We start from the raw sequence: 14791 nt of genomic DNA on the forward strand, positions 1-14791 counted from the left end.
CAGCCAGTCTCAGAGATTTCATCCGATCGATCGACATTCACATCTCCTCTTTCCCAAAGCCCGCCAGCCGGGCAACCGGCCTGCGCTCTCGATTTGGTGTCTTGCGGTAATGATGTTACAACACTAACTATAGTGAAAACGTGGCAGCGAGGTTTGAAACTCGCGGGTTTCATACGAGATTGGTTGATTCTCGCGCATGAAGCCACACTTTCGAAGCCACTGCATAACACCGGAAGAGATGAACCATGGGCCGTTTCGCAGTCATGACGCTAACCGAAGCCGCAGCAAATCGCGTTCGCGAGATTGTTGAGTCGCGTGAAGGCGCGCTGGGTATTCGTGTCGGTGTGAAAAAAGGTGGCTGCGCAGGCATGGAATATACCATCGATGTCGCCAATGAAGCGAAAGCCGGTGACGATGTTGCCGAGAAAGATGGCGCCAAGGTCTTTATCGCCCCGGAAGCCGTGCTTTTCCTGCTCGGAACCCAGATGGATTTTGAAGTGACGACGCTGCGCACCGGTTTCGTGTTCAACAACCCGAACCAGACCTCTGCCTGCGGCTGCGGTGAATCGGTTGAGCTGACGCCCGCCTCGGCAGAAAGCCTCCGCCAGATGCAAGGCGCCGCCTGATCTGATTTAAGCGGCTGGTCTTCCGAAGGAATCTCCCCAATGGATGACGAAACCCTCCGCGATCTGCTGCAGGATTTCGGCCCGATCAGCATCCGCCGCATGTTCGGCGGCAAGGGCATTTATCATCAGGGGTTGATCTTCGCGCTTGTGGTTCGCGACGAACTCCTTTTCAAAGCCGACGCATTGACCAGTCCGCGTTTCATCGATGCCGGATCGGTGCAGTGGACCTATGAAGGGCGCAAAGGCGGCGATCCGGTCGGCATGCCTTATTGGAGCGTGCCGGGCGAAGCCTTCGATGACCCTGAAATCATGACTGAGTGGGCGCGCCTCGCCTATGAAGCCGCCCTGCGCAGCGGTCAATCAAAACCCCAAAAGAAATCGGCCGCGAAGCGTTCCTTCACGGCCGAATAACAATCTCAAAACTGCAGTCTGCTTACATGCCCGTCGGAATGAGCATGAAAGCAGGGATATCGTTGCCGAAACCAACCGGCGACGGACCATCATCATCGCGATCACGACGGCGCTGCTTATGCTGGTCATGCTGCGGCCTGCCACGACGTTCGTCGTTGGAAGCGCGGATCGCGTCGCGGCGGTCGTGGGATTCGATAATGGGCTGCGGCTGTTCCGCCGGATCGAGCGCTTCAATCGAAGCGACCTTTTCCTTCGGTTTATCCATGCTCTTGTCCCGCCCCTTGTCTTTGCCCTTGCTGTCGCGCTGCGAGTCCTTGCCCTTGCCACGCGCATTCCGGCCCTTGCGCGGCTGATCATCAGCCTCGTCGGACGGCGCAAGCGTGGACAGATCGCCATCGACCCATTCAATCTTCTCGCCAATCATGTTTTCAATCGCGGCAAGGTATTTCGTGTCCGACGGCGTCACGATGGTGAACGCCTTGCCGGAGCGACCAGCGCGGCCTGTACGGCCAATGCGGTGGACATAGTCTTCCGAGTGAATCGGCACATCGAAGTTGAAAACGTGGCTGACGTCAGGAATGTCGAGACCACGTGCGGCCACATCGGAAGCGACCAGCAGCTGCAGCTTGCCGTCCTTGAAGTTGGACAGCATCGTCATGCGGGCGCGCTGGTCCATATCGCCATGCAAGGCACCGGCGTTGAACTCGTGACGCACCAGCGAACGGAACAGCTCCGACACATCCTTCTTGCGGTTGCAGAAGATGATCGCATTCTTGAGCGTGTCGCCTTCGGCGCGGATAAGATCGCGCAATGCGGCGCGCTTGTCCCAATCCTTCTTGCTGGACTTGACCAGACGCTGCGTCACGGTCTTGGCCGTGGACGAAGCCTTGGCCACTTCGATCCGGGATGGCGAATGCAGGAACTGCTCGGTGAGCTTGGTGATTTCCGGCGGCATGGTCGCGGAGAAGAACAGCGTCTGGCGCGTGAACGGGATCAGCTTGCAGATGCGTTCGATGTCCGGGATGAAGCCCATGTCGAGCATACGGTCTGCTTCATCGATGACCAGAATTTCAACGCCGGTCAGCAAAAGCTTGCCGCGTTCGAAATGATCGAGAAGACGGCCCGGCGTTGCAATCAGCACGTCCGCGCCGCGCTCCAGCTTGCGCTCCTGTTCGTCGAACGAAACGCCGCCGATCAGCAGGGCGACGTTCAGGCGATGATTGACGCCATATTTGACGAAGTTTTCTTCAACCTGCGCTGCGAGTTCACGCGTCGGCTCCAGAATGAGCGTGCGCGGCATACGTGCGCGAGCGCGGCCTTTTTCCAGGAGCGTCAGCATCGGCAGAACGAAAGAAGCCGTCTTGCCCGTCCCCGTCTGGGCGATACCAAGCACATCCTTGCGCTCTAACGCGGGCGGAATGGCGCCAGCCTGAATGGGTGTAGGCGCGGTGTATCCTGCCGCTTCTACAGCAGCAAGCACTTTCGGGGAAAGACCGAGTTCGGCAAATGTCGTCAATGGAGGCGCAGCTCTCTGGTTCGGAAACGTGTTCCGCCCATCCTGTCATTGCAGCCGCGTCATCGGGCGCAGGACCAAAGCAGAAAAGGCGTCTGCAACGCATCTAGCGTTTTCTTGCAGCATCGCCTACGTCCGCAGCGTGCAAAAGTCAACCAAAATACCATCATACGATATCAAATTGCTTTGATAGTTCTGCACAAAACGATAATCGACGCCAATCAACGCCGTTTCTAATCGAATTAAATCAAATTGATGACATTAGAGGATTGTCACACACGGAAGTTTTTCATCTTTGCTTGCGCATAATCTTACCCGAAATCTATAGACTTTTCAGATCAATGCCGGAACTGTTCCGTCAAAATCCGCTCGTCCCAGGAATGGTTCTTATCGAACAAAATGGCTACCTGGCTGTTCGGCGCCTCGCGCACCGTAACCGACGTTACCGATTTGACTTCGTTATTGTCAGCCACCGCATTAACCGGGCGCTTTTCCGTTTCAAGCAGATCCATGCGCACCGTTACATGCTTTGGCAGCAATGCGCCCCCCCAGCGACGTGGCCGGAACGGACTCACCGGCGTCAGCGCAAGAAGCGGTGCTTCCAGAGGGAGGATTGGCCCCTGCGCCGACAGATTATAGGCGGTCGAACCGGCAGGCGTTGCAACCATCACACCGTCACAGACCAGCTCTTCCAGCCGCACCTTGCCATCGATCGATATGCGAACCTTGGCTGCCTGATAGGATTGGCGAAACAGCGAAACTTCGTTGATTGCAAGCGCTTCGACCGGCGCTGAATTTTCGGTCTCCGCGATCATGACCAGCGGGCGGATCGTTTCCATCTGTGCGGCGAGAATGCGCTCGCACAGATTATCGACGCTAAACTCATTCATCAGGAAGCCGACGGACCCGCGATTCATCCCATAGATCGGCGTACCGGTATTCATGAAATCACGCAGCGCCTGCAGCATGGTGCCATCGCCGCCGAGCGCAACGATGATATCGGCGTCTTCGCCTGCCACGTGGCCATAGCGTTTCACGAGTTCTTTCTGCGCCGCGAGTGATTCTTCACTCCCGGACGACAGAAAATGAAGCGCGAGTGATTTGTCTGTCATGTCTACCGTCTCGCTCCCCAGTTCAACCCTGATAAGTTTGCCATGTCCTCATCGCGGTCTACTGGCTAGCACATGAAAAACCCTGTTGCCATGACCTCAATGCGATGAATTTTCGTTTTACAGACGCGTCATTTGTGCTAATCGAGCGCTAACCGCGATGCGGAAGCGATTTGCGACCAAAACCGGTTCGATACAACACTGTATTGTGAAGTGCCCTTATAGCTCAGTTGGTAGAGCACCTGATTTGTAATCAGGGGGTCGGGAGTTCGAGTCTCTCTGGGGGCACCAAAAATCTTTTTCTACTTGTCTCTGCGTGTCTCAAGATACCGCTAAAACCCCGCAAAAGGTGGTTTTTGGGCGTATAGACGTGTATCTAGCTGTCTCTGGCCGTCTCGTTGCAGCTCGGAATTTTGTTGGTATCGTTGTTGGTAGCTGGCGAATTCGCCGATACCAACACAAGAGATACCAACAATGCCGCTGACAGACACAGCCATTCGCAACATCAAATCGACCCCATCCCCGAAGAAATACAGCGATGCCGGCGGGCTTCATTTGCTCGTAAACCCGTCAGGTTCGAAGCTATGGCGGCTAGCATATCGTTTCGAAGGAAAACAGAAACTTCTGGCGCTCGGCGCTTATCCTGCGATTTCACTCGCAGACGCGCGGAAACGTCGTGACAGTGCAAAAGAGCTGCTTGCCCAAGGCACCGACCCGAGCCAGCAAGCCAAAGCTGATAAACGAGCGAAAAAGATTACAGCCGCTAACACGTTTGACGTAATCGCCGACGAAGTTCTGGCGAAATTTCAGCGCGAAGGCCGCGCAGACGCCACTATGATAAAGAAGCGGTGGGTGCTCGACTTCGCGCGCCCTACTCTCGGCAGCCGCCCGATAGCGGAAATCACGGCTGCGGAAGTGCTGGAAGCGCTGCGGCAGGTTGAGGCAGGTGGACGTTACGAGACGGCTAAACGTATGCGAGCGACCATTGGCCAAGTGTTTCGCTATGCCATAGCAACGGCGCGAGCCGAGAATGATCCCACTGTAGCGCTGCGCGGTGCTCTGATCGCTCCCACCCACAAACACCGCGCGGCGATCACCGACAGAGTGGCATTCGGCGGGTTACTACGTGCAATCTGGAATTACGACGGAACCCCCGAAACACGCGCAGCTCTACAGCTGATGGTGATTCTCTATCCCCGCCCCGGTGAATTGAGAATGGCGAACTGGAACGAATTCGACTTGAAAGACGCGACGTGGGTTATTCCCGCAGAACGAACAAAGATGCGTCGAGAACATCGCAAGCCGCTTCCGAAACAGGCCGTCACCATCCTGGACGGAATTCACAAACACACAGGAGACGGCGCGCTGGTGTTTCCATCAATCCGGTCCCGGTTCAAGCCAATTAGTGAGAACACATTCAACGCCGCTCTCCGCCGGATGGGCTACACGACTGATCAGGTTACGAGCCACGGTTTTCGAGCCAGCGCATCCACGATGTTGAACGAAACGGGTCTATGGCCAGCTGATGCCATTGAAGCCGAGCTTGCCCATGCCGACAGCAATCAGGTGCGTAGAGCCTATCACCGCGCCGCTTACTGGGACGACAGATTGAAAATGACGCAGTGGTGGGCAGATGAATTGGACACTCTGCGGACTGCGAACTTAGGCGCCTTTGGATAACCTCTCTTGCTGTCCTGAGCGAACATTGTTAACATGATCGAACCACGCGCCCTTTATGACGTACCTGATGAAACTGTTGAGCTGGATAGCTTGCGTGGCTTACCGTTATCAACTTGAAGGTTTCCATCATGGACGTTTCAACGCGCCCGAACGGCTCCTTGCCGTGGCAACGCCGCGCATTTGTTTCTCTACAACTCGCTTCCCAAATATCTGGTGTGTCCCGAACGACGCTCTATCGCTGCGCTAACGCAGGAAAACTGCGATTGAAACGTTTGGGTGGCCGGGTGGTCGTTCCGACAGGGGATCTCATTCAGCTGATCGAAGCTGCGGAGGACTGGCGCCCCTCTTCCTACACAAAACGACATGCTGACATGGGAGAGGCATCATGACGCCGCTCCACGACCGCTTCATAAACTGCAAGGAAGTTCTGCATATCGTCGGGCTGTCGCGCCCCCATTTGTACAGGCTGATTGCTGCCGACGACTTCCCGGTGCCCGTTAAACTGGGCTGCGCAGCTCGTTGGTCGTTAAATGCTGTTCAGGAATGGATGGCCAAAAAAGTGCGGGAGGCCGCATAATGTTGGGGCAAAACGACTATCGCCGGCCAGAACCACACAGCCTTGGAGCATTTCTATACCGAGGACTGAAAATCATAGAAACGGACGTTCCGGAGCTATCTTTCTCGCCGCCCCCAACGCCCACTGATGTGCATACCGCAGATCCAAGCTCGGTTACCTATGGCACACTACGTTCAGCAATATCTCGCGAAATCACCGTAGCCCTGCCGAACAGCACGCCAGCTAAGACAATCGAACAAGTGACAGATTGGCGGATGTCCGCAATCGAACTGCAAATGCTGCCCCACCGCAACCGCAAGAATGGCCCCTGTTTCTCGGACTTCTTCAGCATTCCAGAGCGAGTGATTTACGCTGTTTATTTCCGGCACGCGCTTGAAGCACCCCAAATTTCTGAGCATGCCCGACGCAAGAAGGTTGCGGGCTATCTTAATATTGGCATTCCAAACGGCCAAAAAGGATGGGGCTTTAAGGTCGGACAAATTAGATCGGTTACGGAGGCTTGCCACCCAAGAAACTTTACCCGGGCATACAGAGCTTTTCGTAATGAGCCGTCGTTGTTTGAACGTCTCTTCACCATCCATTTTCAGCTGACTTACGATTATGTGATCGCTCTGGACGCCATTTATCGGCGTGCAGTGCGAACCAAGAACTACGTCAAGCTTTCCGGTATAGATCTCGTAGAAGAAATAAATCGGCGCGAGAACCTATTGAAACTCGTAATGGCCGTCCTCGATAGCAAAAACCGTCAAGCGGCGTAGGCTTTGCGATGAGAACCAGAATACTCCGTCTTTAATCGCAAACATATGCAGCGCAGTTTCGAGCTCATTTTTAATGAGGCGACCAATGAAACTCGACCAAAAACGCACTTTCGTAACCGTTCACGAAGCCGCAGAGAAGCTACGCCTGTCTCGCTCGGCGATATATTCGTACTGCGGCTGCGGCATACTCGACACTCATCGCACCAACGGGCGAATTCTGATCGACGAACTCAGCCTTGGCTTTTTGATGAGTTTTCGCCGAGAACGCCGCATGGCGCGCAAACCCAAGCATCTTCGATTGATCGTCAACAACGACAAATGAAAAGACCGGCCGCCCATTGCAGGGGCGAACCGGTCAGAAGGTTTCCAAAATGAATATACAACAAAACTACTCCGAAAAGCTAGGCGATTTTCTCGCTAGCAGATCTCTTTCTATTAAGTCTGACCTTGAAATTTATCGTGCCGTTGATGAAGCGGTTAGCTTTTTAAAGAAGCTTGACCCAACTGGCCGACACAATATCGTTCGCATCGAAATTGATCGGACGGGTAACGCGAAACATGCGCCGCGTGGGCGAACTTTCGAGCCAGGTCAATGGGATGCCATTCGAGGGTATCTTGCCGACGGATACGGTCGCGACAACTACTATTTCTCTTTGAACGAGCCGCGTCCGAATTCCCCCAACGGCAAACTCAGCAAAGCTGATATATCGGGGGTTCGAGCCTTGTGCGTTGACGTTGATCCTGACGACGGTATTCAGCTGGAACCGTCTCGTGAACGCATCCGGCAACAGTTTATCAACGCAGCAGACAGCGATTTTCCGCCGACCGCTGTTTGGGATAGCGGCGGGGGCTTTCAAGCGTGCTGGTTAATCGACGAGACCGTGCCAGCCACCCCCGAAATCGCCAGCGAGATTGAAAGCTTCGGCCGCGGGCTTGCGTGTCAGTACGACGGGGATCGGGTTCAGAATATAGATCGCATTTTCAGATTGCCTGGCATGCTTAACGTTCCGGACGCAAACAAACGGGCGCGCGGACGGATCGAACGACCTGCAAAACTGCTGCATTTCAACGGCCCCACCTACGGCATGCGGCAGATCCGTGAGTTAGCGCCCGTCACGTCGCCGGGCAGTGTCGCGTCTGATCTGGATCCGCGAGTTTCACAAACCATGACAGAGATCGACCTTGCCCAGGCTTCTGAGTGCTCGACCTTCGAAGCGCTACCCGTCGATCTTCGAAATCGGTTCGCTGTCGCATGTGACAAAAATCCCCAACTACAATCCATATGGGAAGGTGACCCAAGCCATGTGAAGGGGGCCAAATCCGGATCGACCAGCGAATGGCATTTTGCGCTCGCGTATCAAATCCAGCGTGTTCGGCAGCCTGAATTTTCAGTCACAGAGTTCGCGCAGTTGCTACATGTTTGGCCGCAGATCAGCGAGTTTTGGGACAAATATGATGACGATCAGCTTTGCCGTCAGATTGCCCGTGATTGGGTAAAAACAACGCCTACGGCCGACGCGGTAGAAAACGCCATTAAGTGGTTTGATCCGGAAGCAGCCAATCGACAGGATGGAGGCTTGTTTCCTGACGAACCCAAAGAGAGTTGGCCGGAACCGATCGACCTTTTCGGAGACGAGCTCCCTACACGGCTTTCAGAGCCTCCGGTCGGTTCCTTGCCGCCCATATTGGAGCGATGGGCCCGCAGTGAAGCCCGGCGCAAGGGCGTGCCGCTGTCGTTCGCTGCTGCATCCGCATTGGCAACTGTAGCGGCCGCGGTTGGAAGCTCGTTGAACATTCAGGCCCGCAGCATGGATAACACATGGGCCCTTCCCGCTTCGCTGTGGATTTGCCTTGTTGCTCCTCCCGGATCTGCGAAATCCCCCATGATATCGTCTGCAATAGCGCCATTGCGAAAACTAGACACGGAGTGGCGTAAAATCGATTGTGCGCGACATAAAGACTGGTCGGAGCGCAAACGCAATAAAGCTACGGCAAACATTTGCGGTCCCGAACCACGAATGCGGCGCACTCTCGTGGATGACACGACGATTGAGCAGCTTATCAAGATCCAGGCCGATAACCCGCGCGGTGTGCTCCGCGTGCCGGACGAACTATCGGCGCTTCTGGGCTCTTTCGGAGCATATAAGAAGACTGGCGACGGTGACCGCGGCAATTTTCTAGGCATGTTCGACGGTCGCGCTATTAGCAAGGATCGCGTGAACGGACAAAGTTCTGTTTATGCGGAACACGCGTTGCTCGGCATCCTGGCAGGCACCCAACCGAAAAAGATAGCCACATGTGTGCGGGATCTGGGCGGCGATGGCTTGCTTCAGCGTTTTCTTTTTGTTGTGCATGATGGTGTCGAACGAGAAGGCTTGGACGAAGCGCCAGATATCGAAGCCGGGCACCGGTACGCCCATATCGTTCGTCAACTGGCAACCGCGGAATATGGATCGAAAACACCGGTTCGGCTGTCACCAGCCGCCTATATGGTTCTGCAGGATGGCTGGCGCAAAATTAAAACGCTGATGCATATCCCAGGCGCGAGCGATGATTGGATCGGGCATGTCAACAAATGGGAGAACTTCCTTCACCGCATCGCACTGACTTTCCATGCAGTCGAGATGGTGGAGTTTCTAGGCGTTGTCGATCCCACATGGGAAGTTTCCGAAGACGTCGCGCGTCGAGCTGTTGCGTTTTCCAGCTATCTCGTACGCCACGGCTTGCAGTTCTACGAAACGAACTACCAAGGCGCCGACGACACGGTTCTGGCGCGCTGGATTGCTGGCCACTTCCTAACGAAGCCTGACCTTACCGCGGTAACGGTGCGAGACATCACCGACATCAAAAAAGAGCTTCGCGGGGAGCAGAATTACAGAACCCTGAAGGCCGCGATGGCAGAACTTGATCGCTTCGGTTGGGTGCGCGTTTCAAAGACAACCAGCCGAGGGCCGAGCCAATGGAAAATCAATCCGGCAGTGCACGAACGTTTCAAACAGCGGGCAGATTGGGAACGGAAGACGCGCGAAGAAAAGCGCGCGCGTATTCAACAAGCAGTTAAGGCGCGCAACGATTTCACTTCTGAGGACATATTGTCCGGATTGGAGGCGTAAAATGATGTTTGCCCATTCAAAGTGCGGACTTTGCGGCTTGCGTACGCGAACATACAGAGCCTTTTTTCTCTCTTCTTATATTATTAATTCCCCAGTCATTGGGAATGTGAAGAGAAATCTATCTTATGCGCGCGCAAGCCGCAAAGTCCGCAAAACGCTGGATATGCGTAATACGCATATGCTGGCGATAACTCATATATACGGGTGTATCGGAGGCGTTCGAGGGTGACACGCACGCCGCGTAGTTTACAAAATTACATCGGCTCGGCGCGACATCGTGAGCAGGCTCGGCGCGCATGTTTCGAGATCAATTCGCGCAGAGCTAAAAAACCGAAGTGTGGCGCGACGAACAAGAAGGACGGCGAACCCTGCAAAAATCTCGCCATGGAAAACGGTCGGTGCAAGTTTCACGGTGGCCGCATACCTAAGGGTAAAGGTTGGCATAAGCACCAGCTGCCCGATGGAAACTCCCGCCACGCGGTTGCGCGAGCAGAACGGAAGCTCGCCGACAAGCGCCGGATCGAAAAGTCGCGCAACAAGCGCATATCATCCATGACGCCAGAAGAGCGCCAGGAATACGAGAAGTGGAAATCTGCGCACATGCCCGGCCCGAAAGCGGAACGCGAGCGCAGACGGCTAGAGCGAGTGAACAATGAGGATTTACGACAGCGTATCGCTAACGCTGAAACACAACCAGCAAGCCCGGAAGTGGCTGCTTTGGCAGCCGAGCGTAAAAGACTGGAATGTATGCTCCGCGAACTAGAAACGGTTCGCAACGCAAATCAGAATATTGGAGTGTTCGGATGAATATGCAATCTGACGGTTTCACAGATGACGACCTCGCGAGGCGCGACCTTGTAAGAAAACGCAGCCAAGTGGAAGGTGTCGAAATCGCTTACGAAACGGCTCTTTCAGTGTGCCGGGACCCAAAATCGACATCGCAGGCCAGATCTAACGCAGCAAGGACACTTTTAGAAATAGGAGGAATGCTTAATCGCGCGGATCGAAACGACGAAAAGCCATCCGGTAAGGAATTGCACGAGATGACGGGTGACGAGCTTGCCTCATACAGGCGTCAACTCGAAACCAAGCGTCGCCAGATCGAAAGCCTGGTCAGATCAAAATCGGCTGACACCGCTTTTGATTGATCTTCACTACTTGTTGCGTCGCTCTTCCTCGCGTCGGCGCCGAACAAACATGTCCATATGAATGCGCATAAATTGTTCTTTTGCGATCCGCTGCTTGTACTCGGGCGTTCCTACGATGTAGGGCGCCTTCTTAGCGTATTTCGCAGCGTCACGGGCAGCGATATAAGCGTCAACATCGCATTCTTCAAAAAGAACGGGTTTCCCCGGTAGGTAAGAAATCAAACTCTTCGTTCTTAGTGATCGAACGACGCTTTCCGATTTACCGATTTTCACCCCTACTTCTGATTGGGTTAGCAGCCTGATCGGCTCTTTTGCCGTTTCTTCATCCATACTTCTCGCGCCTTTTCCCTAGCACGTTTCAACGCTTCTGGATCTGGGCTACTCGCCTCAACAAGAGATTTCGTAGCCCGTATTTTTCTATCATCGATCCATCGCCTTAAATCCTCGCGATCTATGAGCGCTGGCCGCCCGGGGAGATACGGCAATTTACCGGACAACCGCAGGTGTTTCACTCCGCGTTCGGCGCATCGAAGTATCTCAGCGACTTCCGCGTCCTTCAGATATCGATGTTCTTCAGTCACGATATCCCTCCTTTTCTAATTTACATATTTGATAATATAGCAGATATTATGTTTTTTGCAGTACAAATCTTGTATGATTATGATTAATACGATCGACATACAATCAACAGACGTCATACATACTTGAAAATATTCATTCTGTATTGACAATACATTAACTATTAATCAAACTCGGGAGTGGAAAAGAGACTAGCGAAGCGATACTATCGCTGCTGGGTTGGCTGATCACTGACCCAAGTCCGGCCGCTGACGGAATGTCCAAGGCTTGCGCCTAAAATCGTCAGACTGCGGTAGCCAGTTCTCAAATCCGGACTTTTTATCAACAATGAGAAATAGCTAGGAGCTACCAAGATGACGTCGAATTCAATGCCGGTAATCGAATACGGTCTTTCGCTTGTCACGTATAAGCAGATTGTGTCAGTCGAAACGGCTCATAAATACGAAAACATCCTCATTGACGCATTGCGAGGCGACCACGAGGCGTTCGACGACACTTTCACTGTGGCGCTGTTTAATGCCCGACATCCGCGCCATCGCGATTTACCAGGAGCTAACGACGCTGCGGATAGTGGGCGTTTGGTGTTCGTGGCAGATATGCCCTACGACGTATTTTCCAGCTTCATCAGTAACATGCAAAAGCATTAGTCACGCATTAAGGCTTTAACGGCGGCTATCTAGCCGCCGTTTCTGTTTCCGTATGAGACTTTTGCCGATAAGGGGCCGAGCAGCCCTTTTTATTCGCCAAGGCTTTTCTCGCCCAACGCTCGGTAAACCGTGGCTTTGCTCAATCCGGTACGCGCCATGATATCCTTGATCAGCGCGCCGTCGCCTCGCAACCGCTGAATTTCCATCACTATATCCGGCGTTGCTTGCGTCTTACGCCCAAACTTGGTGCCTTTTTCCCTTGCTTTCGCGATACCATCCATTTGACGTTCTGCGCGGATGGCCGTCTCAAACTCGGCAAAGACGCCCAGCATTTGTAGCATTGCGCGCCCGGCAGGATTGCTCGTATCTATGCTCTGATCGAGAACGCGCAGTTCGACGCCCTTTCCCTGCAGATCCTTGACGATTGAAAGTAAATCGGCTGCGGATCTGGCAAGTCTATCAATTTTCGTGATGACGAACGTATCGCCTTTCCGGGCAAATCGAAGCGCTTCTTTCAGGGCCGGCCGGTTGCTGTCGACGCCCGAACGCTTCTCTTCGAAAAGATGATCGGGCTCGACGCCAAGCGCCAGCATCTTATCGCGTTGCACGTCCAGGCTTTGCCCAATTGACGAAACGCGGATGTAAGCTACCAGCGCCATGTCTCATATATCCTAGAGTTAATAATAACAGATATATGAGACATAAAGAGAGACACGTCAAGCGACATTCTCACAAAGTATACATTTTGCGACACGACATCGTCGATCACTTCATTCGGGGATCAATCGGCCAAACTTCTCAAATAGCCTTTCGGCTCGCAGGTCCATATCTTCAGCATAGTGCATAGCTCGGTGGCAATTTGGGCAGAGCGCAACCGCATTCTGCACGCGATCGCTCCCGCCCATCGCCAACGGCTTCAGGTGATGCACTTCGAGATATCCCAAACCCGAGTACATTTTGAACGGGGCTTCGGAATTGCAGGCCTCACAGCGCCCCTTAGCTTGCTTCAAGATATAGGCTTTAACCGCCGGATCCCGTTCAAAGACGGTCGTTGCGACGGTCTTTCGGCGAGGCTTGATTTGCCCTTTTGGCACTGGCAAATATTCCCGCTGAACCAGATCTGTCACGCGAGCGTCAAGCTGTACCGGGTCGTCAGTGGGAGAAAATACGTTAGCATCAGCAGACAAGCGTTCTCGGGCAATCGTAACGACGTCAGCATCAAAACGGTCAGGAAACCTATCGACAACTGCTTCATAGCTATCTTCAGCGGGGATTTTGTTAAAACCGCTCGCCGCGTTACGCACGCGTTTTTGGATGACTTCTATGGCTCCGAGCTCACGAATATCTTTGGGTTCGTACCCTAGCAGACGGCCGGATCCTAATCTCTCACCGACGTTTTGATATATGCGCAGCACACGCGCCATCTCTTTATCAATTGGGTCTTCACTGGCTTCGAGTGAGCGTAAAACTTCAGACATGTCGATCCTCCACTCCCCTTCGTACTCCACTATCTTCGCCAGAGCTATCGCAAGGTGGCGCCGGGTGGCATCGAAGGGCGGGCCCGACCCCTGGCATCAGCCCGAACGGCCAGCGCTGGCGCCACCGGACGCCCATACAAATTTTCAGTCTGCCAGAACTTTCCGGACGATACGTCCGCACCGCCCTCCCCATTCTCCGCACTGCCATTTTGCGATTTGTCCAATTCCGAAGCCTGTTTTATCGCAAGGATCGCGCCTGTATTTTCGACCGTATCAACAATCGTAGGTCGGAAAAATGCACGCTACGCTCAACAATCGATCCCATTACGGCCCGGAACGCCCTTGCGTCGACGGCTTAGTATTCGATTTGGCGCGAGCGGCGCGCAGCGATCAGCCGGCCTATGAACTGGGGAGCGCACTATGCGAGCTGGAAACTGCCGTTGGCAAACAGCCTTCGATTACAGCCGCCGAGCAGGAACGTCTGGCGACGGCGTTTGCCGGCGCCGCTGCCGCTGCGCTCCGGAGCCCGTCCAGCGTCAGGTATGCTGCTGACATCGCGCTCGGTATCAGCGCGACACTGCGCCTCTTGGGCCGATGGCGAGCCGGATTGAATGCCCCCTTCGCTGATGGCCTGCGATCGGACATGCGCATTTTCCGGAACGCGCTACATAATGCCGATCTCAGATCCCAACGGCTGGAACGCGAGACGCTCGATCCACAGCAAAAGACGCTACGCATCGTCGAAGAAATTCTGGCGCCCATCCAGCATCTTTTATCGCCGCCAGCGGACCCCAAAGTCGTTCCTTTTCGGTCTAAACCCAAACATTCCGTTGGAGATTTGGGCTGAAATGAGGTATTTTCTAAAAGCCGGTAAAACCGCAGAACTCGGGCATCTGCACCACCCGTGCGACAATCGCATAAGCGACCCCGCGCTATTTCTAATCAGCATTCGACTGCGTTATTCGCATGCGCGCCTTCAGGGTTTGCGCAGGTCGTCTGTCAGGTGTGGTGCAATGAACTTGTTATCCTTATTGCAGCCCCAGATCGCGCCCGCCCTTGAGACAACGGGAGGGTAGTATGCGCCGTCTCTGCCCCATTGATTTTGGGTTTGCGCTTGAACTTTTGCGGTTTCGCTCATTCGATGAATGAGCG

Annotated in this window: 18 protein-coding genes and 1 tRNA gene; 13 read left to right on the plus strand and 6 right to left on the minus strand. The window is 54.1% G+C overall.

Annotated features, from left to right (window positions below):
* The first annotated feature begins 245 nt into the window (after positions 1–245).
* Together sufA and HWD97_RS22950 are read left to right on the plus strand one after the other, a co-directional pair.
* Positions 246–626: a Fe-S cluster assembly scaffold SufA gene (gene sufA, locus HWD97_RS22945; RefSeq protein ID WP_109369131.1), complete on the plus strand. Its 381-nt coding sequence runs from the start codon at positions 246–248 to the stop codon at positions 624–626.
* A 39-nt stretch (positions 627–665) separates the two neighbouring features.
* Positions 666–1037 (plus strand): TfoX/Sxy family protein, encoded by a 372-nt coding sequence (locus tag HWD97_RS22950; RefSeq protein ID WP_121536230.1) that lies wholly within the window; start codon positions 666–668, stop codon positions 1035–1037.
* Positions 1038–1059: 22 nt separating this feature from the next.
* Here HWD97_RS22950 and HWD97_RS22955 read toward each other — a convergent pair whose 3' ends face one another.
* Together HWD97_RS22955 and HWD97_RS22960 are read right to left on the minus strand one after the other, a co-directional pair.
* The gene (locus HWD97_RS22955) at positions 1060–2553 is read right to left on the minus strand and encodes a DEAD/DEAH box helicase (protein WP_121536232.1); all 1494 of its coding nucleotides are present in this window, start codon (positions 2551–2553) and stop codon (positions 1060–1062) included.
* A gap of 335 nt (positions 2554–2888) precedes the next feature.
* Positions 2889–3662: an NAD kinase gene (locus HWD97_RS22960; protein ID WP_109369134.1), complete on the minus strand. Its 774-nt coding sequence runs from the start codon at positions 3660–3662 to the stop codon at positions 2889–2891.
* Between the two features lie 212 nt (positions 3663–3874).
* Here HWD97_RS22960 and HWD97_RS22965 point away from each other — a divergent pair.
* From HWD97_RS22965 to HWD97_RS23005, 9 genes are all read left to right on the plus strand, one after another.
* Positions 3875–3950: transfer RNA gene (locus tag HWD97_RS22965), tRNA-Thr, on the plus strand.
* Positions 3951–4133: 183 nt separating this feature from the next.
* Complete coding sequence (locus tag HWD97_RS22970; RefSeq protein WP_371835693.1) at positions 4134–5339, plus strand: tyrosine-type recombinase/integrase; 1206 nt, start codon at positions 4134–4136, stop codon at positions 5337–5339.
* A 128-nt stretch (positions 5340–5467) separates the two neighbouring features.
* Positions 5468–5728, plus strand: coding sequence for a helix-turn-helix domain-containing protein (locus tag HWD97_RS22975; RefSeq protein WP_371835694.1), 261 nt, complete (start codon positions 5468–5470; stop codon positions 5726–5728).
* Positions 5725–5916 carry a helix-turn-helix transcriptional regulator gene (locus HWD97_RS22980; RefSeq protein ID WP_371835695.1) on the plus strand — a complete coding sequence of 64 codons (192 nt, stop codon included), beginning with the start codon at positions 5725–5727 and terminating at the stop codon, positions 5914–5916. Before HWD97_RS22975 ends, HWD97_RS22980 begins: the two co-directional genes overlap by 4 nt.
* Positions 5916–6674 (plus strand): hypothetical protein, encoded by a 759-nt coding sequence (locus HWD97_RS22985; protein ID WP_371835696.1) that lies wholly within the window; start codon positions 5916–5918, stop codon positions 6672–6674. Before HWD97_RS22980 ends, HWD97_RS22985 begins: the two co-directional genes overlap by 1 nt.
* Before the next feature lie 85 nt (positions 6675–6759).
* The gene (locus HWD97_RS22990) at positions 6760–6996 is read left to right on the plus strand and encodes a hypothetical protein (RefSeq protein WP_371835697.1); all 237 of its coding nucleotides are present in this window, start codon (positions 6760–6762) and stop codon (positions 6994–6996) included.
* Between the two features lie 49 nt (positions 6997–7045).
* Complete coding sequence (locus HWD97_RS22995; RefSeq protein ID WP_371835698.1) at positions 7046–9787, plus strand: DUF3987 domain-containing protein; 2742 nt, start codon at positions 7046–7048, stop codon at positions 9785–9787.
* A 225-nt stretch (positions 9788–10012) separates the two neighbouring features.
* The gene (locus HWD97_RS23000) at positions 10013–10594 is read left to right on the plus strand and encodes an HGGxSTG domain-containing protein (RefSeq protein ID WP_371835699.1); all 582 of its coding nucleotides are present in this window, start codon (positions 10013–10015) and stop codon (positions 10592–10594) included.
* Positions 10591–10935 (plus strand): hypothetical protein, encoded by a 345-nt coding sequence (locus tag HWD97_RS23005; RefSeq protein ID WP_371835700.1) that lies wholly within the window; start codon positions 10591–10593, stop codon positions 10933–10935. The genes HWD97_RS23000 and HWD97_RS23005 overlap by 4 nt, the downstream gene beginning before the upstream one ends.
* Before the next feature lie 6 nt (positions 10936–10941).
* On the opposite strand, the gene HWD97_RS23010 is transcribed toward HWD97_RS23005, so the two are convergent.
* Positions 10942–11265, minus strand: coding sequence for a hypothetical protein (locus HWD97_RS23010; RefSeq protein ID WP_371835701.1), 324 nt, complete (start codon positions 11263–11265; stop codon positions 10942–10944).
* Positions 11226–11516 (minus strand): helix-turn-helix domain-containing protein, encoded by a 291-nt coding sequence (locus tag HWD97_RS23015; RefSeq protein WP_371835702.1) that lies wholly within the window; start codon positions 11514–11516, stop codon positions 11226–11228. The genes HWD97_RS23010 and HWD97_RS23015 overlap by 40 nt, the downstream gene beginning before the upstream one ends.
* Before the next feature lie 351 nt (positions 11517–11867).
* Between HWD97_RS23015 and HWD97_RS23020 the strand changes: the two genes are divergently transcribed.
* A complete protein-coding gene (locus tag HWD97_RS23020; RefSeq protein WP_371835703.1) occupies positions 11868–12161 on the plus strand; it encodes a hypothetical protein in 294 nt (97 codons plus the stop codon).
* Between the two features lie 89 nt (positions 12162–12250).
* Here HWD97_RS23020 and HWD97_RS23025 read toward each other — a convergent pair whose 3' ends face one another.
* Together HWD97_RS23025 and HWD97_RS23030 are read right to left on the minus strand one after the other, a co-directional pair.
* Positions 12251–12820 carry a recombinase family protein gene (locus tag HWD97_RS23025; RefSeq protein WP_371835704.1) on the minus strand — a complete coding sequence of 190 codons (570 nt, stop codon included), beginning with the start codon at positions 12818–12820 and terminating at the stop codon, positions 12251–12253.
* Between the two features lie 111 nt (positions 12821–12931).
* Entirely contained in the window at positions 12932–13639 is a 708-nt protein-coding gene (locus HWD97_RS23030) for an HNH endonuclease (RefSeq protein WP_371835705.1), read from the minus strand.
* A 295-nt stretch (positions 13640–13934) separates the two neighbouring features.
* On the opposite strand from HWD97_RS23030, the gene HWD97_RS23035 reads away from it, so the two are divergent.
* Complete coding sequence (locus tag HWD97_RS23035) at positions 13935–14486, plus strand: hypothetical protein (protein WP_371835706.1); 552 nt, start codon at positions 13935–13937, stop codon at positions 14484–14486.
* The last annotated feature ends 305 nt before the right edge of the window (positions 14487–14791 follow it).

The sequence above is a fragment of the Ochrobactrum sp. C6C9 genome (assembly GCF_022627935.1).
Lineage (GTDB): Bacteria > Pseudomonadota > Alphaproteobacteria > Rhizobiales > Rhizobiaceae > Brucella > Brucella teleogrylli.

Excerpts from the sequence above, each read along its gene's own strand:
- HWD97_RS22995 (WP_371835698.1), top strand. The coding sequence starts at position 7,046 with ATGAATATACAACAAAACTACTCCGAAAAGCTAGGCGATTTTCTCGCT.
- HWD97_RS23005 (WP_371835700.1), top strand. The coding sequence starts at position 10,591 with ATGAATATGCAATCTGACGGTTTCACAGATGACGACCTCGCGAGGCGC.
- HWD97_RS23025 (WP_371835704.1), bottom strand. The coding sequence starts at position 12,820 with ATGGCGCTGGTAGCTTACATCCGCGTTTCGTCAATTGGGCAAAGCCTG.
- HWD97_RS22975 (WP_371835694.1), top strand. The coding sequence starts at position 5,468 with ATGGACGTTTCAACGCGCCCGAACGGCTCCTTGCCGTGGCAACGCCGC.
- HWD97_RS22990 (WP_371835697.1), top strand. The coding sequence starts at position 6,760 with ATGAAACTCGACCAAAAACGCACTTTCGTAACCGTTCACGAAGCCGCA.
- HWD97_RS23010 (WP_371835701.1), bottom strand. The coding sequence starts at position 11,265 with ATGGATGAAGAAACGGCAAAAGAGCCGATCAGGCTGCTAACCCAATCA.
- HWD97_RS23035 (WP_371835706.1), top strand. The coding sequence starts at position 13,935 with ATGCACGCTACGCTCAACAATCGATCCCATTACGGCCCGGAACGCCCT.
- HWD97_RS23030 (WP_371835705.1), bottom strand. The coding sequence starts at position 13,639 with ATGTCTGAAGTTTTACGCTCACTCGAAGCCAGTGAAGACCCAATTGAT.
- HWD97_RS23020 (WP_371835703.1), top strand. The coding sequence starts at position 11,868 with ATGACGTCGAATTCAATGCCGGTAATCGAATACGGTCTTTCGCTTGTC.
- HWD97_RS22970 (WP_371835693.1), top strand. The coding sequence starts at position 4,134 with ATGCCGCTGACAGACACAGCCATTCGCAACATCAAATCGACCCCATCC.
- sufA (WP_109369131.1), top strand. The coding sequence starts at position 246 with ATGGGCCGTTTCGCAGTCATGACGCTAACCGAAGCCGCAGCAAATCGC.
- HWD97_RS22960 (WP_109369134.1), bottom strand. The coding sequence starts at position 3,662 with ATGACAGACAAATCACTCGCGCTTCATTTTCTGTCGTCCGGGAGTGAA.
- HWD97_RS22950 (WP_121536230.1), top strand. The coding sequence starts at position 666 with ATGGATGACGAAACCCTCCGCGATCTGCTGCAGGATTTCGGCCCGATC.
- HWD97_RS22985 (WP_371835696.1), top strand. The coding sequence starts at position 5,916 with ATGTTGGGGCAAAACGACTATCGCCGGCCAGAACCACACAGCCTTGGA.
- HWD97_RS22980 (WP_371835695.1), top strand. The coding sequence starts at position 5,725 with ATGACGCCGCTCCACGACCGCTTCATAAACTGCAAGGAAGTTCTGCAT.